Annotated in this window: 24 protein-coding genes; 11 read left to right on the top strand and 13 right to left on the bottom strand. The window is 65.6% G+C overall.

The window, feature by feature from the left end; translation table 11 throughout:
• Positions 1 to 13: 13 nt before the first annotated feature.
• The 3 genes from ABIA30_RS10895 to ABIA30_RS10885 are packed head-to-tail and all read left to right on the top strand — an operon-like array spanning position 14 to position 3766.
• Complete coding sequence (locus ABIA30_RS10895) at positions 14 to 1000, top strand: permease (protein ID WP_370064963.1); 987 nt, start codon at positions 14 to 16, stop codon at positions 998 to 1000.
• Positions 997 to 1662 (top strand): TIGR03943 family protein, encoded by a 666-nt coding sequence (locus ABIA30_RS10890; protein ID WP_370064961.1) that lies wholly within the window; start codon positions 997 to 999, stop codon positions 1660 to 1662. The genes ABIA30_RS10895 and ABIA30_RS10890 overlap by 4 nt, the downstream gene beginning before the upstream one ends.
• Positions 1619 to 3766, top strand: coding sequence for a DEAD/DEAH box helicase (locus ABIA30_RS10885; protein WP_370064959.1), 2148 nt, complete (start codon positions 1619 to 1621; stop codon positions 3764 to 3766). Before ABIA30_RS10890 ends, ABIA30_RS10885 begins: the two co-directional genes overlap by 44 nt.
• On the opposite strand, the gene ABIA30_RS10880 is transcribed toward ABIA30_RS10885, so the two are convergent.
• A complete protein-coding gene (locus ABIA30_RS10880; protein WP_370064957.1) occupies positions 3759 to 4388 on the bottom strand; it encodes a GNAT family N-acetyltransferase in 630 nt (209 codons plus the stop codon). The two genes, ABIA30_RS10885 and ABIA30_RS10880, sit on opposite strands and share 8 nt — an antisense overlap.
• A 189-nt stretch (positions 4389 to 4577) precedes the next feature.
• Positions 4578 to 5471: an IclR family transcriptional regulator gene (locus ABIA30_RS10875; protein ID WP_370064955.1), complete on the bottom strand. Its 894-nt coding sequence runs from the start codon at positions 5469 to 5471 to the stop codon at positions 4578 to 4580.
• Positions 5472 to 5572: 101 nt separating this feature from the next.
• On the opposite strand from ABIA30_RS10875, the gene ABIA30_RS10870 reads away from it, so the two are divergent.
• From ABIA30_RS10870 to ABIA30_RS10860, 3 genes are read left to right on the top strand one after another with little or no spacing between them, the layout of a single operon-like run.
• A complete protein-coding gene (locus ABIA30_RS10870) occupies positions 5573 to 6700 on the top strand; it encodes a hypothetical protein (protein ID WP_370064953.1) in 1128 nt (375 codons plus the stop codon).
• A 2-nt stretch (positions 6701 to 6702) separates the two neighbouring features.
• Positions 6703 to 7485 carry an SDR family oxidoreductase gene (locus ABIA30_RS10865; RefSeq protein ID WP_370064951.1) on the top strand — a complete coding sequence of 261 codons (783 nt, stop codon included), beginning with the start codon at positions 6703 to 6705 and terminating at the stop codon, positions 7483 to 7485.
• Positions 7482 to 8624, top strand: coding sequence for a sulfotransferase (locus ABIA30_RS10860; RefSeq protein ID WP_370064949.1), 1143 nt, complete (start codon positions 7482 to 7484; stop codon positions 8622 to 8624). The genes ABIA30_RS10865 and ABIA30_RS10860 overlap by 4 nt, the downstream gene beginning before the upstream one ends.
• An 82-nt stretch (positions 8625 to 8706) precedes the next feature.
• Here ABIA30_RS10860 and ABIA30_RS10855 read toward each other — a convergent pair whose 3' ends face one another.
• Together ABIA30_RS10855 and ABIA30_RS10850 are read right to left on the bottom strand one after the other, a co-directional pair.
• A complete protein-coding gene (locus tag ABIA30_RS10855; RefSeq protein ID WP_370064947.1) occupies positions 8707 to 9177 on the bottom strand; it encodes a hypothetical protein in 471 nt (156 codons plus the stop codon).
• A complete protein-coding gene (locus tag ABIA30_RS10850; protein WP_370064945.1) occupies positions 9177 to 10343 on the bottom strand; it encodes a Rieske 2Fe-2S domain-containing protein in 1167 nt (388 codons plus the stop codon). Before ABIA30_RS10850 ends, ABIA30_RS10855 begins: the two co-directional genes overlap by 1 nt.
• Positions 10344 to 10438: 95 nt before the next feature.
• Here ABIA30_RS10850 and ABIA30_RS10845 point away from each other — a divergent pair, with 95 nt between their 5' ends.
• Together ABIA30_RS10845 and ABIA30_RS10840 are read left to right on the top strand one after the other, a co-directional pair.
• Complete coding sequence (locus ABIA30_RS10845; protein WP_370064943.1) at positions 10439 to 10963, top strand: gamma carbonic anhydrase family protein; 525 nt, start codon at positions 10439 to 10441, stop codon at positions 10961 to 10963.
• A gap of 77 nt (positions 10964 to 11040) precedes the next feature.
• Positions 11041 to 11562: a hypothetical protein gene (locus tag ABIA30_RS10840; RefSeq protein ID WP_370064941.1), complete on the top strand. Its 522-nt coding sequence runs from the start codon at positions 11041 to 11043 to the stop codon at positions 11560 to 11562.
• A 25-nt stretch (positions 11563 to 11587) separates the two neighbouring features.
• Here the strand turns inward: ABIA30_RS10840 and ABIA30_RS10835 are convergent, their stop codons facing one another.
• The 5 genes from ABIA30_RS10835 to ABIA30_RS10815 are packed head-to-tail and all read right to left on the bottom strand — an operon-like array spanning position 11588 to position 16128.
• Positions 11588 to 11983 (bottom strand): nuclear transport factor 2 family protein, encoded by a 396-nt coding sequence (locus ABIA30_RS10835; RefSeq protein ID WP_370064939.1) that lies wholly within the window; start codon positions 11981 to 11983, stop codon positions 11588 to 11590.
• 1 nt (position 11984) lies between these two features.
• Complete coding sequence (locus ABIA30_RS10830; RefSeq protein ID WP_370065517.1) at positions 11985 to 12863, bottom strand: TIGR03619 family F420-dependent LLM class oxidoreductase; 879 nt, start codon at positions 12861 to 12863, stop codon at positions 11985 to 11987.
• A gap of 14 nt (positions 12864 to 12877) precedes the next feature.
• On the bottom strand, positions 12878 to 14053 hold the full coding sequence (locus tag ABIA30_RS10825) for a thiolase domain-containing protein (RefSeq protein WP_370064937.1): 1176 nt from the start codon (positions 14051 to 14053) through the stop codon (positions 12878 to 12880).
• Between the two features lie 2 nt (positions 14054 to 14055).
• Complete coding sequence (locus ABIA30_RS10820) at positions 14056 to 15117, bottom strand: thiolase domain-containing protein (protein WP_370064935.1); 1062 nt, start codon at positions 15115 to 15117, stop codon at positions 14056 to 14058.
• Positions 15118 to 15126: 9 nt separating this feature from the next.
• Positions 15127 to 16128 (bottom strand): Zn-ribbon domain-containing OB-fold protein, encoded by a 1002-nt coding sequence (locus tag ABIA30_RS10815; protein ID WP_370064933.1) that lies wholly within the window; start codon positions 16126 to 16128, stop codon positions 15127 to 15129.
• 71 nt (positions 16129 to 16199) lie between these two features.
• On the opposite strand from ABIA30_RS10815, the gene ABIA30_RS10810 reads away from it, so the two are divergent.
• From ABIA30_RS10810 to ABIA30_RS10800, 3 genes are all read left to right on the top strand, one after another.
• Entirely contained in the window at positions 16200 to 17231 is a 1032-nt protein-coding gene (locus ABIA30_RS10810; protein WP_370064931.1) for an LLM class F420-dependent oxidoreductase, read from the top strand.
• A 120-nt stretch (positions 17232 to 17351) separates the two neighbouring features.
• Positions 17352 to 18053: an acetoacetate decarboxylase family protein gene (locus tag ABIA30_RS10805; protein ID WP_370065515.1), complete on the top strand. Its 702-nt coding sequence runs from the start codon at positions 17352 to 17354 to the stop codon at positions 18051 to 18053.
• Positions 18050 to 19255, top strand: a complete 1206-nt coding sequence (locus ABIA30_RS10800) for a cytochrome P450 (RefSeq protein WP_370064929.1) — start codon at positions 18050 to 18052, stop codon at positions 19253 to 19255. Before ABIA30_RS10805 ends, ABIA30_RS10800 begins: the two co-directional genes overlap by 4 nt.
• 15 nt (positions 19256 to 19270) lie before the next feature.
• On the opposite strand, the gene ABIA30_RS10795 is transcribed toward ABIA30_RS10800, so the two are convergent.
• The 4 genes from ABIA30_RS10795 to ABIA30_RS10780 all read right to left on the bottom strand — a co-directional run bounded on the left by ABIA30_RS10795 (position 19271) and on the right by ABIA30_RS10780 (position 22371).
• On the bottom strand, positions 19271 to 19651 hold the full coding sequence (locus tag ABIA30_RS10795) for a DUF5073 family protein (protein WP_370064927.1): 381 nt from the start codon (positions 19649 to 19651) through the stop codon (positions 19271 to 19273).
• The gene (locus ABIA30_RS10790; RefSeq protein ID WP_370064925.1) at positions 19651 to 20436 is read right to left on the bottom strand and encodes a heavy metal-binding domain-containing protein; all 786 of its coding nucleotides are present in this window, start codon (positions 20434 to 20436) and stop codon (positions 19651 to 19653) included. Before ABIA30_RS10790 ends, ABIA30_RS10795 begins: the two co-directional genes overlap by 1 nt.
• A gap of 154 nt (positions 20437 to 20590) precedes the next feature.
• Positions 20591 to 21559 carry an NAD-dependent epimerase/dehydratase family protein gene (locus tag ABIA30_RS10785; RefSeq protein WP_370064923.1) on the bottom strand — a complete coding sequence of 323 codons (969 nt, stop codon included), beginning with the start codon at positions 21557 to 21559 and terminating at the stop codon, positions 20591 to 20593.
• The gene (locus tag ABIA30_RS10780) at positions 21559 to 22371 is read right to left on the bottom strand and encodes a crotonase/enoyl-CoA hydratase family protein (RefSeq protein ID WP_370064921.1); all 813 of its coding nucleotides are present in this window, start codon (positions 22369 to 22371) and stop codon (positions 21559 to 21561) included. Before ABIA30_RS10780 ends, ABIA30_RS10785 begins: the two co-directional genes overlap by 1 nt.
• Between the last annotated feature and the right edge of the window lie 26 nt (positions 22372 to 22397).

The following is a 22397-nucleotide window of genomic DNA, read 5'->3' as shown; positions in this document are numbered from 1 at the left end:
GCAAGATGGGGGCATGACGGGTGAGGTGACGGCGCGTCGGCGTCGCGCCGGGTCGATGGAGCTGCTGCTGGTCGCGCTGATCGGTCTGGCGCTGTCCGGGCCGCTCGTCACCCGGCTGTTGGCTGATCATGACCGGGTCGCGGCCGCTGCCACCGTCTTCTGCGGGGTGTTCGTACAGGCATTGCCGTTCCTGGTGCTCGGTGTCATCGTCAGCGGCCTGGTGGCGGCGTACGTCACCCCCGAGCGGTTGGAACGTTGGTTGCCCCGCCAGCCGGCGTTGGCGGTGGCCGTCGCCGGTATCGGTGGCGCGGCGTTACCGGGCTGCGAGTGCGGTTCGGTGCCGGTGGCCCGTCGGCTGTTCAGCGGTGCGACGGCCGGTGCGGCGCTCACTTTCATGTTGTCCGCGCCGGCTATCAACCCGGTGGTGTTGGTGGCCACGGCGGTGGCCTTTCCCGGGCAGCCGCAGATGGTGTTGGGTCGGTGTCTGGCCTCGCTGCTGACCGCTGTCATCATGGGGCTGCTGTGGCAGCGCCTGGGCCGGACCGAATGGGTGACCCGCACGCTGCCCGCACATCATGGCGAGGACGCGTCGCGGTTCACCGTATTCACTGAGGCGGCCCGCCACGATTTCCTACAGTCGGCGTCGTATCTGGTGGTCGGTGCCGGCGCGGCCGCACTACTGCGTTCTGTTGTGCCGCAATGGGTTTTCGGACATGTCGCCGGCAACCTGGTGGTGGGTGTCATCGTGATGGCGCTGCTGGCCGTGGTGCTGGCCTTGTGTTCGGAGGCCGACGCGTTTGTCGCGGCGAGTCTGACCATGATCCCGCTGCTGCCGCGGCTGGTATTCCTTGTGGTCGGCCCTGCGGTGGATGTGAAGTTGTTCGCCATGCAGACCGGGGCGTTCGGCCGCGCGTTCGCGGTGCGGTTTGCGCCCACGACCTTGGTGGTTGCCACGGTATGCGCGACGGTCGTCGGGTTTCTGGTCCTGGGGGCGCAGTGAGCAGAGAGACGCAGAACGTCCTGGTGCTGTTGGTCGGGTTGAGCACGGGTCTGATCGCGATCCGGGGCAACTACCTGAATTTCGTCAAGCCGACGCTGTTGCCGTGGCTGCTGGCTGCTGCGGTTCTGCTCGCCGTGCTGGCGCTGGTGTGCTTGCTGCGCGATCTGCGGGGTGGCGATGCCCACGGCCATCAGCATCGGGGCACGCTGGCCTGGCTGTTGCTGATTCCGGTGGCGTTGACGGCGTTTGTGTCGGTTCCGCCGATGAGCGAGGTCGGGGCCACATCCGTGTCTGCTGTCACCGCACCGCCGAAGCGGGCTTTCCCGCCGTTGCCGGCCGATGGGACGGTGTCGCTGCCCGACCTGCTGATGCGTGCGGCCGCCGACTCGACCAACAGCCTCGACGGCCGGCTGGTCACGATCACCGGCTTCACCAAAGGCTCTGACCTGGACCGAGTGGTGATCGTGTGCTGCGCCGCTGATGCCCAGCTGGCGCGAATTCACCTGACCGGTAACGTCGGGCAGCATCCCGACGACACCTGGCTGAAGGTGCAGGGCAAGGTGGTCCCGGGATCGTCGAGTCCATCCACGAACTTCGTCCCGACCATGGAAGTGACAAGTGCCACCCCAATTGCCAAGCCACGCAACACCTACGCGTACTGACGCCCAGGCGATCCTCGAGCAGCTCGCCGGACCGGCTGCGGTCCTACGCGATGATCAGTGGACCGCGATCGAGGCGCTGGTGGTGGGCCGTCGGCGGGCGTTGGTGGTGCAACGTACCGGGTGGGGCAAGTCTGCGGTCTACTTCATCGCAGCGAAGCTGTTGCGGGCAGCTGGTTTCGGCCCGACGGTGATCGTGTCGCCACTGCTGGCCTTGATGCGTAACCAGGTCGCCGCTGCCGAGCGGGCCGGGGTGCACGCCGCGACCATCAACTCGGGCAATGTGACCGAGTGGGACGACATCCATGCGCGGGTTCGCGCCGGTTCCTTGGATGTCTTGCTGGTCAGTCCGGAACGCTTGAACAATCCCGACTTTCGTGACAAGGTGCTGCCGGCGTTGGCCGCCGACGCGGGGCTGGTCGTGGTCGACGAAGCGCACTGCGTGTCGGACTGGGGTCATGACTTCCGGCCGGACTACCGCCGAATCCGTACCCTGGTCGCCGAATTGGGTTCGGATATCCCGGTTCTGGCCACCACCGCGACGGCCAACGACCGGGTGGTGCATGACGTCGCCGAGCAACTCGGCGTCGGCGGTGCCGACAATGTGGCGGGTGGCGGTGCCGACAGTGTGGCGGGTGGCGGGCAGGGCACCCTGGTACTGCGCGGCGGGCTGGACCGGAAGTCGCTGCGGCTGTCGGTGGTCAAGGCCGGCACCGCGACACAGCGCGCGGCCTGGCTTGCCGCCCAACTGGATTCGTTGCCCGGATCGGGGATCGTCTACACGCTGACGGTCGCCCAGGCCCATGACGTGGCTGCGCTGTTGCGCGAACAGGGTCACGCCGTGGCGTCCTACACCGGTTCGACCGACACCGCCGAACGCGAGCAGCTCGAAGCCGACCTGCTGGCCAACCGGGTCAAGGCACTGGTCGCGACGTCGGCGCTGGGGATGGGTTTCGACAAACCCGATCTGGGATTCGTGGTACATCTGGGCGCGCCGTCCTCGCCGATCGCCTACTACCAGCAGGTCGGGCGTGCCGGCCGCGCCACCGACAGCGCCGAGGTGGTGCTGCTGCCCGGGCCAGAGGATGCCGATATCTGGCGATACTTCGCGTCGGTGGCGTTCCCGTCGGAGACCATGGTGCGCAACGTGATTGCGGCCCTCGATGTCGAAAGACCGCTCTCCACACCGGCATTGGAACCTCTGGTCGACCTGAACCGGTCCCGGCTGGAGATGGTGCTCAAGGTGCTCGACGTCGACGGCGCGGTGCGCCGGGTCAAGGGCGGTTGGCTGGCGACGGGGCAGGCGTGGAGTTACGACGCGGACCGCTACCGCGCGCTGGCCGATGCCCGTGGGCGAGAACAACAGGCCATGCTGGACTATCAAGGCACCACGGAATGCCGAATGGTCTTCTTGCGCAGCCAACTTGACGATCCGGAGCTGGAGCCCGGCGAGAGCTGTGGGCGCTGTGACAACTGCGGCGGGTCCAGATATTCGGCTGTGGTCGATGATGCTGCGGTGACGTCGACACGGGACCGGTTGATGCGTCCCGGAGTCGAATTGACGCCGCGGCGGCAGTGGCCGTCGGGACTGGCCAAGCTGGGACTGGAGCTGTCCGGCCGGATTTCCGACGGTCCCGAGGCGGGGCGAGTTGTCGGCCGGCTCACCGATATCGGTTGGGGTGCCCGATTGCGTGCGCTGTTGGAGTCCGATGGTGAGGCGCCGGATGCCGTGGTGCAGGCGGCCGTTGCGGTGCTCAAGGCGTGGGATTGGCACACCCGACCGGTGGCCGTGATGGGCTTGGATTCTGCGGCGCATCCGGTGCTGATTCGGTCACTGGTGGACCGATTGGCGTCGTTGGGGCGACTGACGAATCTGGGGATTCTGCAGTACCGGCCGGAGCGCCGCCCGGTCACCGCCGCAAATTCGGCATATCGGGTTGCGGCACTGGTTGATTCGTGGGAGACGCGGGCCCTGGACGTCAGTGGCCCGGTGCTGTTGGTCGACGACCTGACCGACACCGGGTGGACGTTGACCATGGCGGCCCGGGTGCTGCGCGCGGCCGGGGCGCCGGCGGTGTTGCCATTCGCGGTCGCGTCGGTCAGCTGATGGCCAGCTGATGGCGCGCCCGGTCGATTTCGATGAGCTGAATGTCGTTGCGGGGTGACCACTGATCTCGAGCCAGGCTGAATTCCAGCATGGTGTCCGCGGCGCCGCGGCGCGGTCGCTGCGAGGCGCCGATCTGCCGGTAGGGCAGTGAGCGAGTGACCGCCAGTGAAGCCGCGTTGTCGTGGAAAGCGCTGGTGCGCGCTTCGGTTGCACCGAAGCCGATGAATGCCAACTGCAGTGCGGCGGAGCGCATCTCGCGGCCGGCTCCTTGGCCCTGGTGGCGGCGTCCGAGCCACGAACCGGTCTCTGCAACTCGCCGCGTCGGAAACTGGTCCGCCGAAACCGTGCACACGCCGATGGCGACCCCATCCCGGATGACGGCGAACGGCAATTCCCAATGCTCCGGGGTGAACTCGGCACGGCACCGCCAGAAATACTGCAGCGCATTACGTTCCAGGTCGGGCTCGTCGGTCCAAGGTATGGAGAAGGGCATGGTCGCCGGGTCGTGAATGCCTTGCGCGGCCAGGCCTGCGAGTTCGACGGCGAGCTCGTCGGTGATGTACCGCAGCGTCAGGGTCGGAGTCAGCACCTGCAGGTTCGACAGCGGCCAGAACGTCTCCATCCACTCATCTGAACAGATCGTGGCGCTGTGGGCGACTGATTTTCGACCGACCGTGGACCGATTTGCGTAGCAGGTGATCAATGTTCGGGCGGCGCCATAGTGGAGTTGCTGCTGATCGAAGATGGTTTGCAAACGACGTGCCATCCCGGGATTGGTCGCCCGTCCTGCGGCGGATATACCCGGGATTGATCAGCTGGGCTTCGACCCGCCTAGTTGCGTCGTCAACACGTCTGCCGTGCTGACGAGCAAGCGCGCCTGTCTGGTGATCTCGGCGTCGGTCAGGGCGGTGCCGACGTGCAACGACACCGTCATCACCTGATGCTGGTGGTGGTCGTACACGGGAGCGGTGATGACGCTGATGTCGTGTCGCTGACGTGCGGTCGGCGATTCAGAGCGCAGATACACCCGCTCGCCGATGTCGGATACCAATTCTCTTAGCAGCGCCTGCAATTCGTCGGGAAGGTTGCTCGACATGCCGGCCATCAGCCCATATAGGCGCCGGCCGCCGGGGGTGAGGCGCTCGACCAGATAGCCCGCGCTGCGGCATTCGGCAACCACCCGGTTCAGCCGGTCGGTCTCGGTGCGCAACGGAATCGTCGGCGCCTTGCGGAGCCAGGCAGTCAATGCAGCGTCATCCCACAGCACGAACATCAATCCGACGGGGGGCGCGAACGGATAACTCTGGCCCACTCGGATGCCGACATCCACACCGGGCGGACCGACCAGTTCCAGCACGGTGATCCGGTCGTCGACGACGGCGGACAGTGCGACAGTGGTGTCGCATGCCGCCGATAACTTGCGTAACTCGGCGCCGGCGCCCGGGGTGACCCGCATGGACTCCTGTGCGGTGTGTCCGAGCGAAATCAGTACGGGCCCGAGGCGATATGTCTTGTCGTTCGAGTCGCGCAGCAGGTAGCCGGCATCGGACAACGACGTGACGATGCCCAGGCACGTGGGCTTGCTGAGCTCGAGGCGCCGGGCCAATTCGGACAGTCCGAACTGTTGATGCGGGTGCTGGGACAGGAAATTGAGTACCGCGACGACCCGCTCGGTGGGCGGCGACGCGCGGCCGGAATCGCCCATGGTCATCCTCCGGGTGCATTGACGTGAACTAGAACGGGTTCTAATCTCAGGTAGGAAACTCTACCACTACGGTCCAATATTGGAACAGCGGGAGGATATCGATGTACTCACAACCCTTGGCCGAAGCGATTGCCGAGGCCGAGCGGCTGGTCAGCGAAGCGCCGTTCATCGAGTCCGAGGCCGACCTGCTCGAAGGGCTGCAGTACCTGGCCGGGTGTCTGGCGTCCTGCACTCATGTCGCCTTCGACTACGACCGGGATCATCCGTTCCTGCACAGCGGTACCGGGCCGTTCACCAAGATGGGCTTGGACAACCCGGACACCATGTACTTCGGCGCCCGGGTCCAGCCCGGGCACGAGTTCGTCGTCACCGGCCGTCGCGGCACCACCACCGACGTCAGCTTTCAGCTGCTCGGCGGCGAGTACACCGACGACAACGTGCCCGACAGCGAGACCGCTTTCGACGACCGCAAGCTCACGGTCGCCGAGGACGGCACCTTCGAGTGGCGCTTCACCCCGTCGACGCCGGCACAGCTGGTGATCCGCGAGGTCTACAACGACTGGTCGGCTCAGCGCGGCAGCTTCGCGATCGCCCGCACCGACACCGCCGGCACCGCACCCGCTCCGCTGACCCGTGAGCTCATCGCAAAGCGTTATGCCGTGGCCGGCAAGCAGCTGGTACAGCGGGTCAAGACCTGGCTGCAGTTCCCCAAGTGGTTCTACGACAACCTGCCGGTCAACACGCTGACCGCGCCGCGGCTGACCCCGGGCGGTCTGGCCACGCAGTATTCGGCAGTGGGGCACTATGACCTGATGCCGGACCAGGCCATGGTCATCACCCTGCCGGTATCTGATGCGCCGTATGTCGGCTTCCAGCTGGGCAGCTTGTGGTACATCTCGCTGGACTACATCAACCATCAGACCTCGCTGAACGGCACTCAGGCTCAAGCCGATCCGGACGGCAAGATCCGGATCGTGGTGTCCGAGGACAACCCCGGCGTGACCAACTGGTGCGAGACGCTGGGACATGCGAAGGGCTATCTGCAGTTCCGCTGGCAGCGGCTGTCGCGGGAGATGACGGCCGAAGACGGGCCGACGTGCGAGGTCGTCTCCGTTTCCGAGGTGGCCGCCAAGCTGCCGTACTACGAGACCAACAAGATTTCCGATGAAGACTGGCGGGCCCGAATTGCGCTGCGCCAGAAGCAGATCAACGAAAGGATGGTGGGCTGAGCATGGCCGGTCTGCTCGATGGCAAGGTAGTGGTGATCAGTGGGGTCGGCCCGGCGCTTGGGTCGACACTGGCCCGCCGCTGTGCGGAGAACGGCGCCGACCTGGTGCTGGCCGCCCGTACGGTGGAGCGGCTCGAGGACGTCGCCAAGGAGGTGACGGCTGCGGGGCGCCGGGCGCTGTCGGTCGGTACCGACATCACCGACGATGAGCAGGTCGCCAACCTGGTGTCACGCTCGGTGGAGGAGTTCGGCAAGGTCGACGTGTTGATCAACAACGCGTTCCGGGTGCCCTCGATGAAGCCATTCGCCAACACCACCTATGACCACATGAAGGACGCCATCGAGCTGACGGTGTTCGGGGCGCTGCGGATGATCCAGGGCTTCACGCCGGCGCTGGAATCATCCAAAGGCTCTGTGGTGAACGTGAATTCGATGGTGCTGCGGCATTCGCAGGCCAAGTACGGCGCCTACAAGATGGCCAAGTCGGCGCTGCTGGCCATGTCCCAGACCCTGGCCACCGAGCTGGGCGAGAAGGGTATCCGGGTGAATTCCATTCTGCCCGGTTACATCTGGGGTGGCACTCTGCAGAGCTACTTCCAGCACCAGGCCGACAAATACGGCACCACCGTCGACCAGATCTACAACGCGGCCGCCGCCGGTTCGGATCTCAAGCGACTGCCGACCGAGGACGAGGTGGCCTCGGCCATCCTGTTCATGGCCAGTGACCTGTCCAGCGGTATCACCGGACAGACCCTCGATGTGAACTGCGGGGAGTACAAGGCATGACGCGCACCAACGTGGGCACCGTCGAGGATCTGCACGCCTCAGCGGTAAAAGCCTGTGGCCTGGAAGATTTCGGTGCCGACGACGACAACTATCTGGAAGCACTCGGGGTGCTGCTGGACTCCTATCAGCGTGATGCCGATCTGACCGAACTCGGCAGCAAGATGCAGCGGTTCTTCACCCGCAACGCGTTGGTGGCGCGACTGGTGTCGAATGCCGCGTTCAAGCAGTACCCGCAGCACGCCGAGGTGTCGATCGAGCGGCCGATTTTCGTCACCGGCCTGCCCCGCACCGGAACCACGGTGATCCACCGGCTGTTGGCCGCGGACCCGTCGCACCAGGGACTCGAGATGTGGCTCGCGGAGTACCCGCAGCCCCGGCCGCCGCGCGAAACCTGGTCCGACAACCCCGTTTTCAGTGCACTCGATGCTCGGTTCAAGAAGGAGCACGAGGAGAACCCGGACTACACCGGCCTTCATTTCATGACTGCCGACGAGGTCGAGGAGTGCTGGCAGCTGCTGCGGCAGTCGCTGCACTCGGTGTCTTACGAGACGCTGGCGCATGTGCCGACCTACGCCCAGTGGCTGGCCGGGCAGGACTGGACCAAGTCGTACCAGCGGCATCGCAAGAACCTGCAGCTGATCGGCCTGAACGAGCCCGAAAAGCGTTGGGTGCTCAAGAATCCCAGCCACCTGTTCGCGTTGGATGCGCTGCTGCAGGTGTATCCGGATGCGCTGGTGGTGCAGTGCCACCGCCCGGCGGAGACCATCCTGGCGTCGATGTGCTCGCTGTCGCAGCACACCACGGCCGGCTGGTCGAACACGTTCACCGGCAAGGTCATCGGCGACGACGCCCTGGAGACCTGGTCCCGCGGTTTGGAGTTGTTCAATGCCGAACGGGCCAAGCATGATCCGGCCCAGTTCTGCGATGTCGACTACTTCGAGTTCATCAAGGACCCGGTCGGTGCCGTCGAGGGCATCTACCGGACATTCGGGCTGGAGTTCACCGACGCCGCGCGACAGGCGATGGTCGACAGCCATGCCGAGAGCCAGCGGGGGCCGCGCGCCCCGAAGCACACCTACGCGTTGGCCGACTACGGGCTGACCGAGGATCAGGTGAAGGCCCGCTTCGCCAACCTCTGACTGCCGAGCAGACGTAAATGTCCCCGACACGCCGAGCGTGCGGGGACATTTACGTCTGCTCGCGAGAAGAACCGAGAAGAACTCAGCCGTCGCCGGGGGAGGGTGCCGTGGAGAACTCTTCCAGGCACCCCTCGGCGACCGCGTGCTTGATGCTGTCGCTCAGGCGCGGACACGACCGGCTACGGCTGGGATCGCCGCCTTCGGCGCGGACCTCGGCGAAATAGGCACAACGTCCCATGGCTGCGGAATTCCATTGCACCGCAGTGTGTTCCGGACCCAGCTTTTTGACCGTCACCGTCGAGTGGCAGAACCGGCAGTCGACCGGGGCCAGCCCGGTGGTCAGGTAGCGTTCGCGGTCGGCCGCGGTGGCGGCGTGCACCGCCGCAGCGCGCGCTGGGTCGTCGGCGAAATCCGGTGCCTTGGACCAGGACCCAGTGGACGGTGTCGCGGACACGACATGTCCGTGGTCATCGTCGTGGCCCATCAGCTGCAGCATCGAGCGGGCCAGACGCTCGGCGTCCGGGGTCTGGGCCCGCTCGTCGTGCTGGGTCATCAGCTGGGCTGCTCCGCGGCTTCCTTCGCTTCTGCTTCCTCGGCCTGCTGTGCCAGGTTCCGCTCCACCTCGACATGCCACTTTTCGTTGGCTGCTGTGGTGTCGATCTCGAGCTCGAACCGGTCGGTCATGTCCGGGGAGATGTCGGCGACATCGACGTAGAACTGCTGGTACCAGCGGCGCATCTGATAGACGGCGCCGTCCTCCTCGACCAGCAGCGGGTTGTCGATCCGCGTCTTGTGCTTCCAGATCTCGACGTCCTGCATGAAGCCCATCGACACGCCATCGGTGAAGGCGTTGGCCAGCTTCTCGGTGGTCTTTTCGTCCATGCCCTTGGGCTTTTCGACGATGACACCCCACTGCAGCATGAACGAATCCTGGCTCACCGGGTAGTGGCAGTTGATCAGGATCGACTCGGCCTTGAAGCCGCTGTAGTTGTTGTGCAGCCAGTTGATCATGAACGACGGACCGAAGTACGACGCCTCGGAATCCAGATGCGACTCGCCGTACTGCGTGCCCATGCCGCCGATGTCCTGCCGGCCCACGTTGTGCAGGTACTGCGAGGCGATGTGGCCCTCGAAGACGTTCTTGAAGTACGTCGGCAGGCCGAAGTGAATGTAGAAGAAGTGCGCCATGTCGGTGACGTTGTCGATGATCTCGCGGCAGTTGCTGCCCTCGATCAGCAGCGAGTTCCACTTCCAGTCGGTCCACTCGTCACTGACGAACTCGGGGATGTCCGGAATACGGACCTCGGGTTGCGGGTCGTTGCCCTCGTGGTCGTGCCAGACGAACAGCAGGCCGCCGCGCACGTCGGTGTGCCAGGCCCGGGTGCGCGCCAGGCGCGGGGTGCGCTTGGCATATGGCACCAGCTTGCACTTACCGTCGCCGCCCCAGCGCCAGTCGTGGAACGGGCAGGCGACCTCGTCGCCCTTGATGGTGCCCTGGGACAGGTCGCCACCCATGTGCCGGCAGTAACCGTCCAGGATCTTCAGCTCGCCCTGCGAGTCGGCGAAGACCACGAGCTTGGTGCCGAATGCCTCGAACGAATGCGGCTTGCCGTCGAGGAAGTTCTTCACCGGTCCGACGCAATGCCAGCCACGGGCATAGCGGTCGGGCAGCGCGCCCGTATCGATCTCGCGAACTCCCGCGGTTTCGGTGTTCACCATGGCCTCCCAAATCTTCGGCTGCTAACTAGAACACGTTACAGTTTTTCCCTACCGCGGCGCAATACAAACGCATCTACCTGCGGTATATCTAGTGCATGCCGCTTTACGCCTTCGAGGGCCGCAGCCCGGTAGTCGACCCCACCGCATTCATCGCGCCGACCGCGACGCTGATCGGCGACGTGCGCGTGGAGGCAGGTGCCTCAGTATGGTTCAACGCGGTGCTGCGCGCCGACTATGCGCCGATCATCATCCGCGAAGGCGCGAACGTGCAGGACGGCTCGGTGCTGCACGCCCCGCCGGGCATTCCCTGCGATATCGGCCCAGGCGCGACGATCGCGCACATGTGCGTTGTGCACGGTGCGCACGTCGGAGCCGAGGCGTTGATCGCCAACCACTGCACGGTGCTGGATGGCGCGGTGATCGGCCGGCGCAGCCTCATCGCCGCGCACTCACTGGTGGTTGCGGGGACCAAGATTCCCGACGAGGTGCTGGTGGTCGGCTCGCCCGCCAAGATCCGAGGTCCGGTGGCCGGTACCGGAGCTCAGATGTGGGTCGATACCAACCCGGCGGCCTATCGGGATCTGGCCCAGCGGTATCTGGAAGGACTGGACGAGATCTAGGTGCGCCAGTGTCGGCTGGTGCGCGAATTTTTGCGGAAATCCGCCCTACGAGGCGACGTCCGGCCAACACTGATCCGATGATGCTCAAAGTCTGCGTGGTCACGGTCGCCGTTGCGAGCGCTGCGGCCCCGGTTGCTCAGGCGGCGCCGCCCAGCTTTCCGGACTTCACGGGTTTCGCCGTGGTGACCGATACCCACCAGGTGCTGTACCGGGGAGGCCCCCAGCAGACGGTGAAGTTCTCCACGCCGGATGGGGTGTATTGCGGCATCAGTGCCCTGGACGGGACCGGCCCGGTGACGCGGTGTTACGGACCGCTTCCCGGCCTGCGGGGGTTGTCGGTCACCACTGACTCGACTGCGACCACGCCGTGTGATTTCGGTGTGGCACAGCTACGTTCGGCCAATGAGGGAGTGCTCAGCAGCTACCGCGGCGATTGTCCGAGCGACCTCGCCGGTGCCGACGTCATGACGGTGGGTCAGAAAGTGGTCGTGGGCAGCACCACCTGTGGCATCGCAGCGGGCAACGTCACCGCGTGCTTCGACAAGAGCGATGGTGGGCACGGATTCGTCCTGCAACCGTCGGGCTCCTGGACGTTCTGAGGGCGATTTGGCCGTTTGCCGGACGTTAGTGCGGCGCTTCCCAGTAGGCGCGCAGCGCCAACATCTGCCCCGCCTCATTCACCCGATAGGTGAACACGCCCTCGGTGACGACCTGGTGTTCTCCGAAGGTACTGACGATATTGCCGACGTTGGCTTCCTCGTCACCGCACTGGTAGGTCTGCAGAAAGTTGAACTCCAGCTTGTCGGTCAGCGCGATCGACTTGTCCCAGAACGCCGCAATGGCTTCCTTGCCGCGGTGCCCGTTGCCCTCGGGGTCGAGGAACGACGGTCCGATCGGATCTTGCACGATCGCGTCGTCGGCGAACACGGACAACCATGCCTCTTTGTCCCGTGCGGCCACTGCGTCGCGGGACCGTTTGCCGGCCAGGTGTGCGGGGTGGTTCGGATCGGAGACGGTCATGTCAGTCCTGCCAGCCGGAGTGGATGTGGGTGTCTGCGTATCGCTTGAGTGAATCCTTCTTCTTCTCGACCGGGGCGTCGAACGCCAGGCCGTCGAAGATCCACGGGATCACGATGTTGTCGGTGACGCCGGCCGCAGCGAGCTCGCGGTGGCCGTCCACCCCGAACTTGTCGATGCAGACCGCCTGGATTTCGAAAGGCGCATCGGCCCTTCCGTATTCGGACCGCAACTGGTTGAGCTGGGTGACGGTGTCGGCAAGCTGGGCGCAGGTCATCATCGCGCTGGTCCAGCCGTCACTGACCTTGGCAGCTCGCTTGAGTGCCACCTCGGTGTGCCCGCCGACATAGAACGGCACGGGCTGTGACGGTGCGGGGCTCATCTGCAGGCGTTCGAAATCGTAGAACTTGCCGTGGAATTCGACCATGCCGCCGGCGAGTACCAACTTGATGACCTCGATCATCTCGTCGACCCGGGCGCCGCGCTTGGCGTACGGCTGACCACACCACTCGAATTCCTCAGGTGCCCAGCCAATTCCGACACCGAAGCCGAACCGGTTGCCGGTCAGGTTCGCCACCGAGCCGACCTGACGGGCGAGCAGCAGCGGATTGCGTGAGCCCAGCTTCATCACGTTGGTGTAGAAGCGGATCTTGCTGGTCACCGCACCCATGGCCGCGGCGGCGATCAGCGGATCCACCCACGGCGTTTCGGCGTTCCACATCCGCGAACCATCCGGGGTGTACGGATAGTCCGCGGCCTGCTTCTCCATGTAGAACAGCGAGTCCGGCAGTGCGATCGCCTCGAAGCCGACCTCTTCAGCGGTTTTGGCGATCTCGATGATGTCCTCGATCGGGCCCATCGCCACGCTGACCGTGTACTTCATCTTGCTCATCCGGACTAGGCGCCCGGCTTGTCCGCAGAAACCACCCACATCGAGTAGTACTGTGCGCCACCGCCATACGCGTGCCCCAGGGCCTTGCGGGCACCGGGCACCTGATGGTCGCCGGCCTTGCCCATCACCTGGATGGCGGACTCGGCGAACCGGATCATGCCGGATGCGCCGATCGGGTTGGAGCTCAGCACGCCACCGGAGGCGTTGAACGGAATCTTGCCGCCGATCGCTGTCTCGCCGGCCTGGGTCAGCTTCCAGCCCTCGCCTTCGGGCGCGAAGCCCAGGTTCTCCAGCCACATCGGCTCGTACCAGGAGAACGGCACATACACCTCGGCGCAATCGATTTCGTCGATCGGGCTGGTGATGCCGGCGGCCTTCCACAGGGCGGCGGCAGCGTCGCGGCCGGCCTGCGGATTCACCTGATCGCGACCGGAGTAGGCCAGCGGTTCGGTGCGCAGCGACGTGGCGTGGATCCACGCCACCGGGTGTCCCTCGGCGATGCGGGCCTCGGCGACTTCCTCATTGCCGATCACCAGTGCGGCCGCACCGTCTGAGGACGGACAGGTCTCATCGAAACGGATTGGATCCCAAAGCATCTGCGATGCCATCACCTTCTCGACGGTGATGTCCGGCTGGTGCAGGTGGGCCAGCGGGTTCTTGGCGCCGTTGAGCCGGTCCTTGACCGCGACGATGGCGCCGATGTTGTTCGGCGCGCCCGAGCGGCGGATGTAGGCCCGCACGTGCGGGGCGAAGTAGCCGCCCGCACCGGCGCCCACCGGCTTGGTGAACGGCACCGGAATACTCAACGCCCACATGGCATTCGACTCGGACTGCTTCTCCCAGGCCATGGTCAGCACCCGGCGGTACTTGCCGGACTTCACCAGGCTGGCGGCGACGATTGCGGTCGAGCCACCCACCGAACCGGCGGTGTGTACCCGGATCAGTGGCTTGTTGGTGGCGCCGGTGGCGTCGGCCATGAACAGCTCGGGCATCATCACGCCCTCGAAGAAGTCCGGGGCCTTGCCGACCACGACGGCGTCGATGTCGGCCATGGTGCACCCCGAATCGACGAGTGCCCGGTCGATGGCTTCGCGGACCAGGCCGTTCATCGAGACGTCGGTGCGCTTGGCGACGTACTTGGTCTGCCCGGTACCGAGCACCGCAGCGAGATTCTTAGCCATTGCTATTTACCCTCCAGAACGGCGATCAGATTCTGTTGCAGCGCAGGACCGCTCGTGGCATGGGCCAGCACCCGGTTCGCGGTGCCGTTGAAGATGTGCTCGGCGGCAAAGCCGATGCGCTCCAGGCCGGCCGAGAACATCGGGTTCGCGGCCAGCGCACCACCGGACGGGTTGATCTTCGTCGCCGCACCCAGGCCGATCGCTTCGGCGAGGATCAACTGCTGGTGGCTGAACGGCGCGTGCAGTTCGGCGATGTCGATCGAACCGGTGTCCCCGGCGGTGGCGACCGCGGCCGACGCGGCAGTCGAGGTCGAGACCGTCAGATCGCGGGCACCGAGGATAGGGGTCTCGATGCGGTGCTCGAAACCTGTGATCCAGGCCGGGTTTTCGCGCAGTTCGCGGGCCTTGTCGGCCGAGGCCAGCACAATCGCGGCGGCACCGTCGGTGATCGGCGCGATGTCGTGGCGGCGCAGCGGGTCGGCGAAGAACGGCCGGTCCAGCAGCTCACCGACGCTCGATGCGGCTTCGACCCTGTCGACTCGTGGGGACGCCGCGAACGAGTCAAGCGCCACCTGGGCCATCTGCTCTGCCGTCCACTTACCGGCATCCAAGCCGAAGCGGGCCTGCAGACCCGCCATGGAGACTGCGTCCGGCCACAGCGGCGCGACGGTGTACGGATCGGTCTGCAGGGCCAGTACCCGACGCAGATTGCCGGCGCTGCCCTTGCCGAAGCCGTAGACCAGAGCGGTGTCCACCTCGCCGGTCAGGATCTTCAGGTAGGCCTCGTAGAGCGCCCAGGCCGCGTCCATCTCCACGTGCGACTCGTTGATCGGCGGTACGGCGCCGATCGAGTCGATCGCCGAGATGAACGAAAATGCCCGGCCGGCAAGGTAATCCGAAGAGCCGGAGCACCAGAAGCCGATATCGGTCTGCTGCAGGCCCAATTCGCCGAACAGCTTGGCAAAACACGGCATCAACATTTCGACGCCGTTGGTGGTGCCGTCAGTGCGGCGCACATGCGGGGCATGCGCGAAGCCGACGACCGCTACATCGCTGGAAGTCATCAGATCCCTTTACAGGTGGTGCTTGTAGGAGTCGTATTCGGCGTCGGGTTCGCCGCTGGGCCGGAAGTGCGAGATGTTGTCGATGCCCAGGCCCCACTCCTCACGGGGCTTCCACACCGCCTGCACTCGCATGCCCATCCGGACGTCGGCCGCGTCGATCTCGGTGACCAGGTGCAGGAAGGGGATGTCTGCGCCGTCCAGTAGGACGTAGGCGGCCACATAGGGCGGCTTGATGCGCTGGCCCGGGAACGGGATGTTGATGATCGCGAATGTGGTGACCGTGCCGTAGTCGGGCAGCTCGACGAACTCGTCGAGTTCCATGCCGGTGGCCGGGTCGGCTTCCTTGGGCGGGAACAGCACCGCGCCGGGCTTGCCGTCGCGGCCGACCTTGGTGCGGGCGCCGAGCAGCTTGCCCTCTTGCAGGCCGCGCAGGAACACCGTCTCGGGATGCGATGCGGTGTGCTGGATTTCGATGGATGACGGCACGACAAGCATGGTGACCGGGTCGCGGTCGTCGGCCGGCAATGGTTCAACTACGTCCTCGCCGGGCACGAAGTACGCGACGTCGGTGATGGCACCGACGGGCTCGTCCACCCAGTGCGCACGGACCCGGTCGCCGGACTTCAGCGAACCTTCCGGGGCGTCCACCGCGTGCAACAGCGGAGTGTCGGCTCCGTCGAGCTTGATCAACGCCCACGCGAACGGTCGCGGCAGTGGCTGGCCTTCCAACGGCTCGGGCTGCCAGGTCCACGACACCACGGTGCCGACGCTTTCGACCGGGACGACCTCGGTCAGGGCGTCGTAGGTGACGGGGTCATACTCGGCGGGAGGTACGTGCACCCGGCCATCCGACCCGCGGGTGCCGACGATACGTCGGCTACGCAGCGCGGTGAAGAACTGGCTGAGGACCGGACCCACTGAACGGGTGTAGTCGAATGACAGTTTCAGCGGAGCTGAGAGGGGCGGCTCATGGCCTGCTATCTGGGCTGGGCTGCTTTGGCTAGCGCTCACGGCATCGAGTAGAACAGGTTCTAACAATCGTGGCAAGGTCCGACCCGGACTCACGAGAAAGGCAGTCGTCAATGAAGCTCGGTCTGCAGCTCGGCTACTGGGGCGCCAAGCCGCCCACGGATCATGCGGTCCTCGTCGCCGCCGCGGAAGAAGCCGGTTTCGACACCGTCTTCACCGCCGAGGCCTGGGGCTCGGACGCCTACACACCGTTGGCGTGGTGGGGGCGGGAGACCACCCGGATGCGACTGGGCACCTCGGTCATCCAGATGTCGGCCCGTACGCCCACCGCATGCGCGATGGCCGCGCTGACCCTCGATCATCTGTCCGGCGGCCGGCACATCCTGGGCCTCGGCGTCTCGGGCCCGCAGGTGGTGGAGGGCTGGTACGGGCAGAAGTTCCCTAAGCCGCTGGCCCGCACCCGTGAGTACATCGACATCCTGCGCCAGGTCTGGGCCCGCGAAGCCCCGGTGACCAGCGCCGGCCCGCACTACCCGTTGCCGGTGACGGGTGCGGGGACCACTGGTCTGGGCAAGCCACTCAAGCCCATCACCCACCCGCTGCGCGCTGACATCCCGGTGATGCTCGGCGCCGAAGGGCCCAAGAACGTCGCGCTGGCCGCCGAGATCGCCGATGGCTGGCTGCCGATCTTCTACTCGCCGCGGATCTCGGGGATGTACAACGAGTGGCTGGACGAGGGCTTCGCGCGCGCCGGCGCCCATCGCACCCGGGAAAGCTTCGAAATCTGTGCCACCGCACAGATCGTCGTGACCGACGACCGGCCGATGGTGATGGAGATGATGAAGCCGCACCTGGCGCTGTACATGGGTGGCATGGGTTCGGAGGACACCAACTTCCACGCCGAGGTGTACCGGCGGATGGGTTACGCCGAGGTCGTCGACGATGTGACCAAGCTGTTCCGGAGCGATCGGAAAGACGAAGCGGCCAAGGTGATTCCGGACGAGCTGGTCGATGACTCCGCGATCGTCGGCAACCTGGACTACGTCAAGGAGCAGATCAAGGCCTGGGAGGCCTCGGGCGTCACCATGATGGTGGTCGGGGCCAAGTCGGTTGAGCAGATCAACCAGCTGGCTGCGCTGGTATAGCGACGCTCTGCGGGCGTCAGTAGACACTTCTTGCAAGTTGTCTATAACGTGTTCTAGATTTGCGATGTGACTGACGCCGCCGGGCCCTCGCGGCACACCATCGCCGGCACCGTGCTGACCATGCCGGTGCGGGTGCGCAAGGCGGCGCAGCACATGGCGATGTTCTCGGTCGACGCCGATGCAGCGCAACGCATGATCGACTACAGCGGCCTGCAGGTGTGCCGGTATCGACCGCGCCGAGCCGTGGCGGTGCTGATGTTGATGCACTACGTCGACAGCGATCTCGGGCAGTACTACGAGTACGGCACCAATGTGATGGTGAACCCGCCCGGCTCGAATGCGTCGGGCCTACGCGCACTGCAGTCGGCGGGCGCATTCATCCACCACCTACCTGTCGACCAGGCCTTCACGCTGGAGGCCGGGCGATCGATCTGGGGCTACCCAAAGGTGATGGCGGACTTCGCTGTCCGCGGAGCGGACAGTCCGGCCGGGGTTCGTCGCGGTAAGAATTTCGGCTTCGACGTCAGCATCGACGGCCGATTCGCGGTCGGGATGGATTTCCGGCCCGGCCTGCCGGTGCCCGCGCCGGCCAAACCGCAGGCACACCCGACCTATTCGCATCTCGACGGCGTCACGCGCGAGACCGTCGGCGTGATGAGGCCCACCGGGGTGCGCTACCGACCTGCAGGGGTGACGGTCCGACTGGGCGACCACCCGTACGCCCAGGAACTGGCCGCACTCGGTTTGCCGAAACGCGCCATGCTCTCCGGCTCCGCTGACAACGTGGACATGACTTTCGCCGACGCTCAGGAGATCAAGTGACAAGTGTTATCACCAGGCCCGATGTCGACCTGACCGATGGCCGGTTCTATGCCGACGGGCCGGCCGCGCGCGAGGCCTACCGCTGGATGCGGGCCAACGAGCCGGTGTTCCGGGACCGCAACGGGCAGGTAGCGGTGACCACTTACCAGGCGGTGCTCGACGCCGAGCGCAACGCCGAACTGTTCTCCAACGCCGGCGGTATCCGCCCGGATCAGCCGGGCATGCCGTACATGATCGATATGGACGATCCGGCACACCTGGTGCGGCGCAAGCTGGTCAACGCTGGCTTCACCCGCAAGCGCGTGATGGACAAGGTGCCGTCGATCGAGCGGCTGTGCGACGCCTTGATCGACAACGTCTGCGAGAAGGGCTCCGCGGACTTCGTCCGTGAGCTGGCCGCTCCGCTGCCCATGGCCGTGATCGGCGACATGCTGGGCGTGGTGCCGGAAGAGCGCGAGATGCTGCTCAACTGGTCCGACGAGTTGGTGTCTGGGCTGTCCTCGCATCTGGACGAGTCGGCGATCCAGAAGCTGATGGAAACCTTTGCGGCATATACCGCTTTCACCATGGGCGTGATCGCCGACCGGCGCGCCAACCCCACCGATGACCTGTTCTCCGTGCTGATCAATTCCGAGGTCGACGGACAGCGGATGGACGACAACGAGATCGTCATGGAGACGCTGCTCATCCTGATCGGCGGCGACGAGACCACCCGGCATACGTTGTCCGGCGGCATCGAACAGCTGCTGCGGCATCGCGATCAGTGGGACCGGTTGACCGCCGACGCCGAGCTGATGCCCGGTGCTGTCGAGGAGATGCTGCGGTGGACCTCACCGATCAAGAACATGTGCCGCGTCCTGACCGCGGACACCGTCTTCTACGGCACCGAGCTGAAGAAGGATGAGAAGGTCATGCTGATGTTCGAGTCGGCGAACTTCGACGGGGAGCAGTTCGCGAACCCGGATGACTTCACGATTGATCGGAATCCCAACAGTCACTTGGCCTTCGGCTTCGGTACTCACTTCTGCCTGGGTAACCAGCTGGCCCGGTTGGAGCTGAAGCTGATGACCCAGAAGCTGATGCAGCGGCTGCCCGATCTGCGGCTGGCCGATGGTGCGGTGGTGCCGTTGCGTGCGGCCAACTTCGTCAGCGGCCCGGAGTCGATGCCGGTGGTGTTCACCCCGACGGCCCGGGTGCTCTGAGGTCGGAGCCGTCGACTACCCCTCGCCGAGACTGATCCTGAGGGCGTCGACGGCGGCGTCGATGTGTGGGCAGATCGTGGACCCGTATCGGTCGATCAGCTGCGCCAGGGAGCGCGCGATATGTGGGCCCACCGCGTCCGCATTGAGCGTCTCTTCGGCGATCACGATGTCGCCCACCACGTGGGCTGCCCGCAGACGTCCGTCCTGGGCGATCTCGTAGCGCCAGTCGGCGATCTGGACTCGCGCCGGTGTAGAGCGGAACAGGCTGCGCCGGGCCGGTGTGTGTACGACGCCGGGGACGGTGCTGAATACGGCGACCACCGATCCGACGCCCGCGGGCCCGGACCGTGCCGCGGCCACCGTGTCGCTCACCCGGGAGGGATCGAAGCCGGTCATCACCCGCTCATCGGCAGGACGAACGACGGCGTGATGGTCTCGCCCTCGCCGACGCGCCGGACCGCAGTGCCCGCGACGTAGAACTCCACCGTGTGATGTCCCCACGCGTAGTTCGATATGGCGAATTCCACGCCGACCACACCACTGGCGCCGTCGCGTTCGGCCTCCGCTTGCATACGGGACATCGCCAATTCGCGTGCCTCGTAATTGCCTTGGGTCCATTGCGGCATCTCGGCATTGCGGCCCATTTGCTTCACGTTCTGCATGAATCCCTGTACGGCGACGTGATAGACACAGTTGCCCATGACGAACGCGACAGGTGCGAACCCGGAGCGCAGCAACGTCGTCAGGTCCTGCCCACCGAGGTGACTGCTGAACGCCTGCCCGCTGGCGCGGCGGTAGGCACCGGGCTGGGCCGTGTAGCGCACCGCTGTTCCCACCGCGATGAACTCCAGGTGTTCACCTTCGCCGACGTGACGCCAGTCGAGTCGGACGCCGACCACGCCATCGGCACCCAGTGCGTCGGCTTCAGCCTGCATGCGCGCCATCGCGTTCCACCGTGCCCGGTAGGTGGCCTCGGTGAGGATCGGCAGTTCCGCCTGCTGCTTGAGGCCGGTGAACTGATATCCGACGTGGTAGACCGACGCGCCCATCACGAGCTCCATCGGCGCGAACCCCGCGCCGTGCAGCAGGGCGAACTCGTTGATCGACAGGTCGGAGGTGAATAGTTTGTCGGCGTGAGACAGTCGCTCGCTGGCGACCGGATCGAGTGGGTTGGGCTGCATCTGCGTGTCCTCCCGTGAATTGCGTACAGCGTACGAGCCTCCGTCCGAACCCGGTAGTCACTGGCCCCAACGCGGGTGGTGCTCGGTACTGCCGTGACCCATGCGATCGCGCACTTCGTATCGCCGAGCGTGACGCAGTGCGCCGAAGTCGCCGTCAGGCAAACGAGCAGATGATCGATTCGCGGGGATCCCGCCAGGTCAGGCCGAGGTCGGACAGTGTGAACGAATCATCGGTCGGCACCGCGGCAGTCAGCAGCATCGCCGCTTCATAGCTGAGGCCATCGGCCAGTGGCAGCCACTTGCCGGCGAAGTCAGCCAATCGACCGATCCCGCGAAACAGGCCGGGGGATAAGGGAATCCGGCGGATCGGCTGTCTCACAGCGGCCTCGAGTGCGTCGATCATCTGATCAAAGGTCAGCATGACGCCGCCGCAGACGTACCTTTTGGGGCCGCGACCGGGCGCCATCAATGCCGTGTGTACGGCGGCCACGTCGCCGACATCGATCATCTGCATGCCGCCACGCAGCCGCGGCGCCACCCTGGCCCGGACGATCGGATCCCAACCACGTTGTGTCACACCGACAGCGGTGTGGAAGGCCGGTCCGACGACCGACGACGGATACGTCACCACGACGGGTGCCCCGGCCGACTGCAACCGGCGTGCGGCGGTGTCGGCGTAGGCCTTGGTGCGCGCGTAGTCGCTGCGGCCGGGCACCGGGGGAGTGTCCGGCCCGATGACACCGTCCGGCGGCGGGAACAACGAGCTGTACGACGAAACCGACACGATGGGGTCGAGCCCGAGCTCGGCAGCCCGCATCAACAACGACTCTGTGGCGTAAGCGTTGATGTCCCACATCAACTGGGTGCGTCGACTATCGGTGCCGACCACGCCGGCCGCATGCAATACCGCGTCACACCCGGTCAGCAGCGCCGAAATCGTTTCCGCAGAACGGATATCGCCGGGCAAGACTTCCAGCGGCCCCAACGGCTGCAATGCCGCGATGACTGCGTCATCGGCGCCGCCGGGCACCACCAGCAGCCGAACAAAGTGGCCGGCGCCCAACAGGGCGCGAACCGTGTGGGCACCGAGATACCCGGTGCCGCCGGTGACCGCGATACGCATCAGCGCATCTTGAACTGCGGCGCGCGCTTCTCCTTGAAAGCCAACGGACCTTCTTTTGAGTCCTCGGACAGGAACACGGGAATGCCGTTGGCGGTGTCGGGCTTGAAGGCATCAAGCTCGTGCATGCCCTCGGTTTCGCGAATCGTTTTGAGGATTGCCTGCACCGCCAGCGGGCCGTTGTTGTTGATCACCTCGGCGATCTGAAGGGCCTTCTCCAGCGCGGTGCCGTCCGGCACCACATGCCCGATGAGCCCGTACTCAAGGGCCTGGGCCGCGGTGATGTGCCGGCCGGTCAGCAGCATGTCGCACGCGATGGTGTACGGAATCTGGCGCACCAGGCGTACCGCCGAGCCGCCCATCGGGTAGAGGCTCCACTTGGCCTCGGAGATGCCGAACTTGGCGCTCTCGCCGGCGACCCGGATGTCGGTACCCTGCAGGATCTCGGTGCCGCCGGCGATGGCCGGGCCCTCGACTGCCGCGATCAGCGGCTTGGTCAGGCGACGGCCCTTCAGCAGCCCGTCGATACGCGACGGGTCGTAGCTGCCGTCCTTGAACGAGTCGCCCGGCGGCTTCTTGGTGGCGCCCTTGAGATCCATACCTGCGCAGAAGTAGCCGCCGGCGCCGGTCAGGATGCAGGTCCGGATCTCCGGATCGCTGTCCACGCGGTCCCAGGCCTCGACCATGATCGAGAGCATCTCTGACGAAAGCGCGTTGCGCGCCTCGGGCCGGTTCAGGGTGACAATCAGGGTGTGTCCGCGCTGCTCAATGAGGGCGTCGGGGCCAGCTGATTTGCTGACGTCGGGCTCACTCACAGATACCAACCTCCGGGCTGAATTTC

Source organism: Mycobacterium sp. MAA66 (assembly GCF_041261665.1).
In the GTDB taxonomy this organism is placed as follows: Bacteria; Actinomycetota; Actinomycetes; order Mycobacteriales; family Mycobacteriaceae; genus Mycobacterium.
The sequence above is the reverse complement of the archived record's forward strand: the minus strand, read 5'-3'. Positions and strand labels throughout refer to the sequence as shown.

Excerpts from the sequence above, each read along its gene's own strand:
- ABIA30_RS10805 (WP_370065515.1), top strand. The coding sequence starts at position 17,352 with ATGCCGGTGCGGGTGCGCAAGGCGGCGCAGCACATGGCGATGTTCTCG.
- ABIA30_RS10830 (WP_370065517.1), bottom strand. The coding sequence starts at position 12,863 with ATGAAGTACACGGTCAGCGTGGCGATGGGCCCGATCGAGGACATCATC.
- ABIA30_RS10790 (WP_370064925.1), bottom strand. The coding sequence starts at position 20,436 with ATGCAGCCCAACCCACTCGATCCGGTCGCCAGCGAGCGACTGTCTCAC.
- ABIA30_RS10875 (WP_370064955.1), bottom strand. The coding sequence starts at position 5,471 with ATGGGCGATTCCGGCCGCGCGTCGCCGCCCACCGAGCGGGTCGTCGCG.
- ABIA30_RS10850 (WP_370064945.1), bottom strand. The coding sequence starts at position 10,343 with ATGGTGAACACCGAAACCGCGGGAGTTCGCGAGATCGATACGGGCGCG.
- ABIA30_RS10895 (WP_370064963.1), top strand. The coding sequence starts at position 14 with ATGACGGGTGAGGTGACGGCGCGTCGGCGTCGCGCCGGGTCGATGGAG.
- ABIA30_RS10840 (WP_370064941.1), top strand. The coding sequence starts at position 11,041 with ATGATGCTCAAAGTCTGCGTGGTCACGGTCGCCGTTGCGAGCGCTGCG.
- ABIA30_RS10785 (WP_370064923.1), bottom strand. The coding sequence starts at position 21,559 with ATGCGTATCGCGGTCACCGGCGGCACCGGGTATCTCGGTGCCCACACG.
- ABIA30_RS10865 (WP_370064951.1), top strand. The coding sequence starts at position 6,703 with ATGGCCGGTCTGCTCGATGGCAAGGTAGTGGTGATCAGTGGGGTCGGC.
- ABIA30_RS10870 (WP_370064953.1), top strand. The coding sequence starts at position 5,573 with ATGTACTCACAACCCTTGGCCGAAGCGATTGCCGAGGCCGAGCGGCTG.
- ABIA30_RS10835 (WP_370064939.1), bottom strand. The coding sequence starts at position 11,983 with ATGACCGTCTCCGATCCGAACCACCCCGCACACCTGGCCGGCAAACGG.
- ABIA30_RS10795 (WP_370064927.1), bottom strand. The coding sequence starts at position 19,651 with ATGACCGGCTTCGATCCCTCCCGGGTGAGCGACACGGTGGCCGCGGCA.
- ABIA30_RS10845 (WP_370064943.1), top strand. The coding sequence starts at position 10,439 with ATGCCGCTTTACGCCTTCGAGGGCCGCAGCCCGGTAGTCGACCCCACC.
- ABIA30_RS10810 (WP_370064931.1), top strand. The coding sequence starts at position 16,200 with ATGAAGCTCGGTCTGCAGCTCGGCTACTGGGGCGCCAAGCCGCCCACG.
- ABIA30_RS10860 (WP_370064949.1), top strand. The coding sequence starts at position 7,482 with ATGACGCGCACCAACGTGGGCACCGTCGAGGATCTGCACGCCTCAGCG.
- ABIA30_RS10880 (WP_370064957.1), bottom strand. The coding sequence starts at position 4,388 with ATGGAGACGTTCTGGCCGCTGTCGAACCTGCAGGTGCTGACTCCGACC.
- ABIA30_RS10820 (WP_370064935.1), bottom strand. The coding sequence starts at position 15,117 with ATGACTTCCAGCGATGTAGCGGTCGTCGGCTTCGCGCATGCCCCGCAT.
- ABIA30_RS10855 (WP_370064947.1), bottom strand. The coding sequence starts at position 9,177 with ATGACCCAGCACGACGAGCGGGCCCAGACCCCGGACGCCGAGCGTCTG.
- ABIA30_RS10825 (WP_370064937.1), bottom strand. The coding sequence starts at position 14,053 with ATGGCTAAGAATCTCGCTGCGGTGCTCGGTACCGGGCAGACCAAGTAC.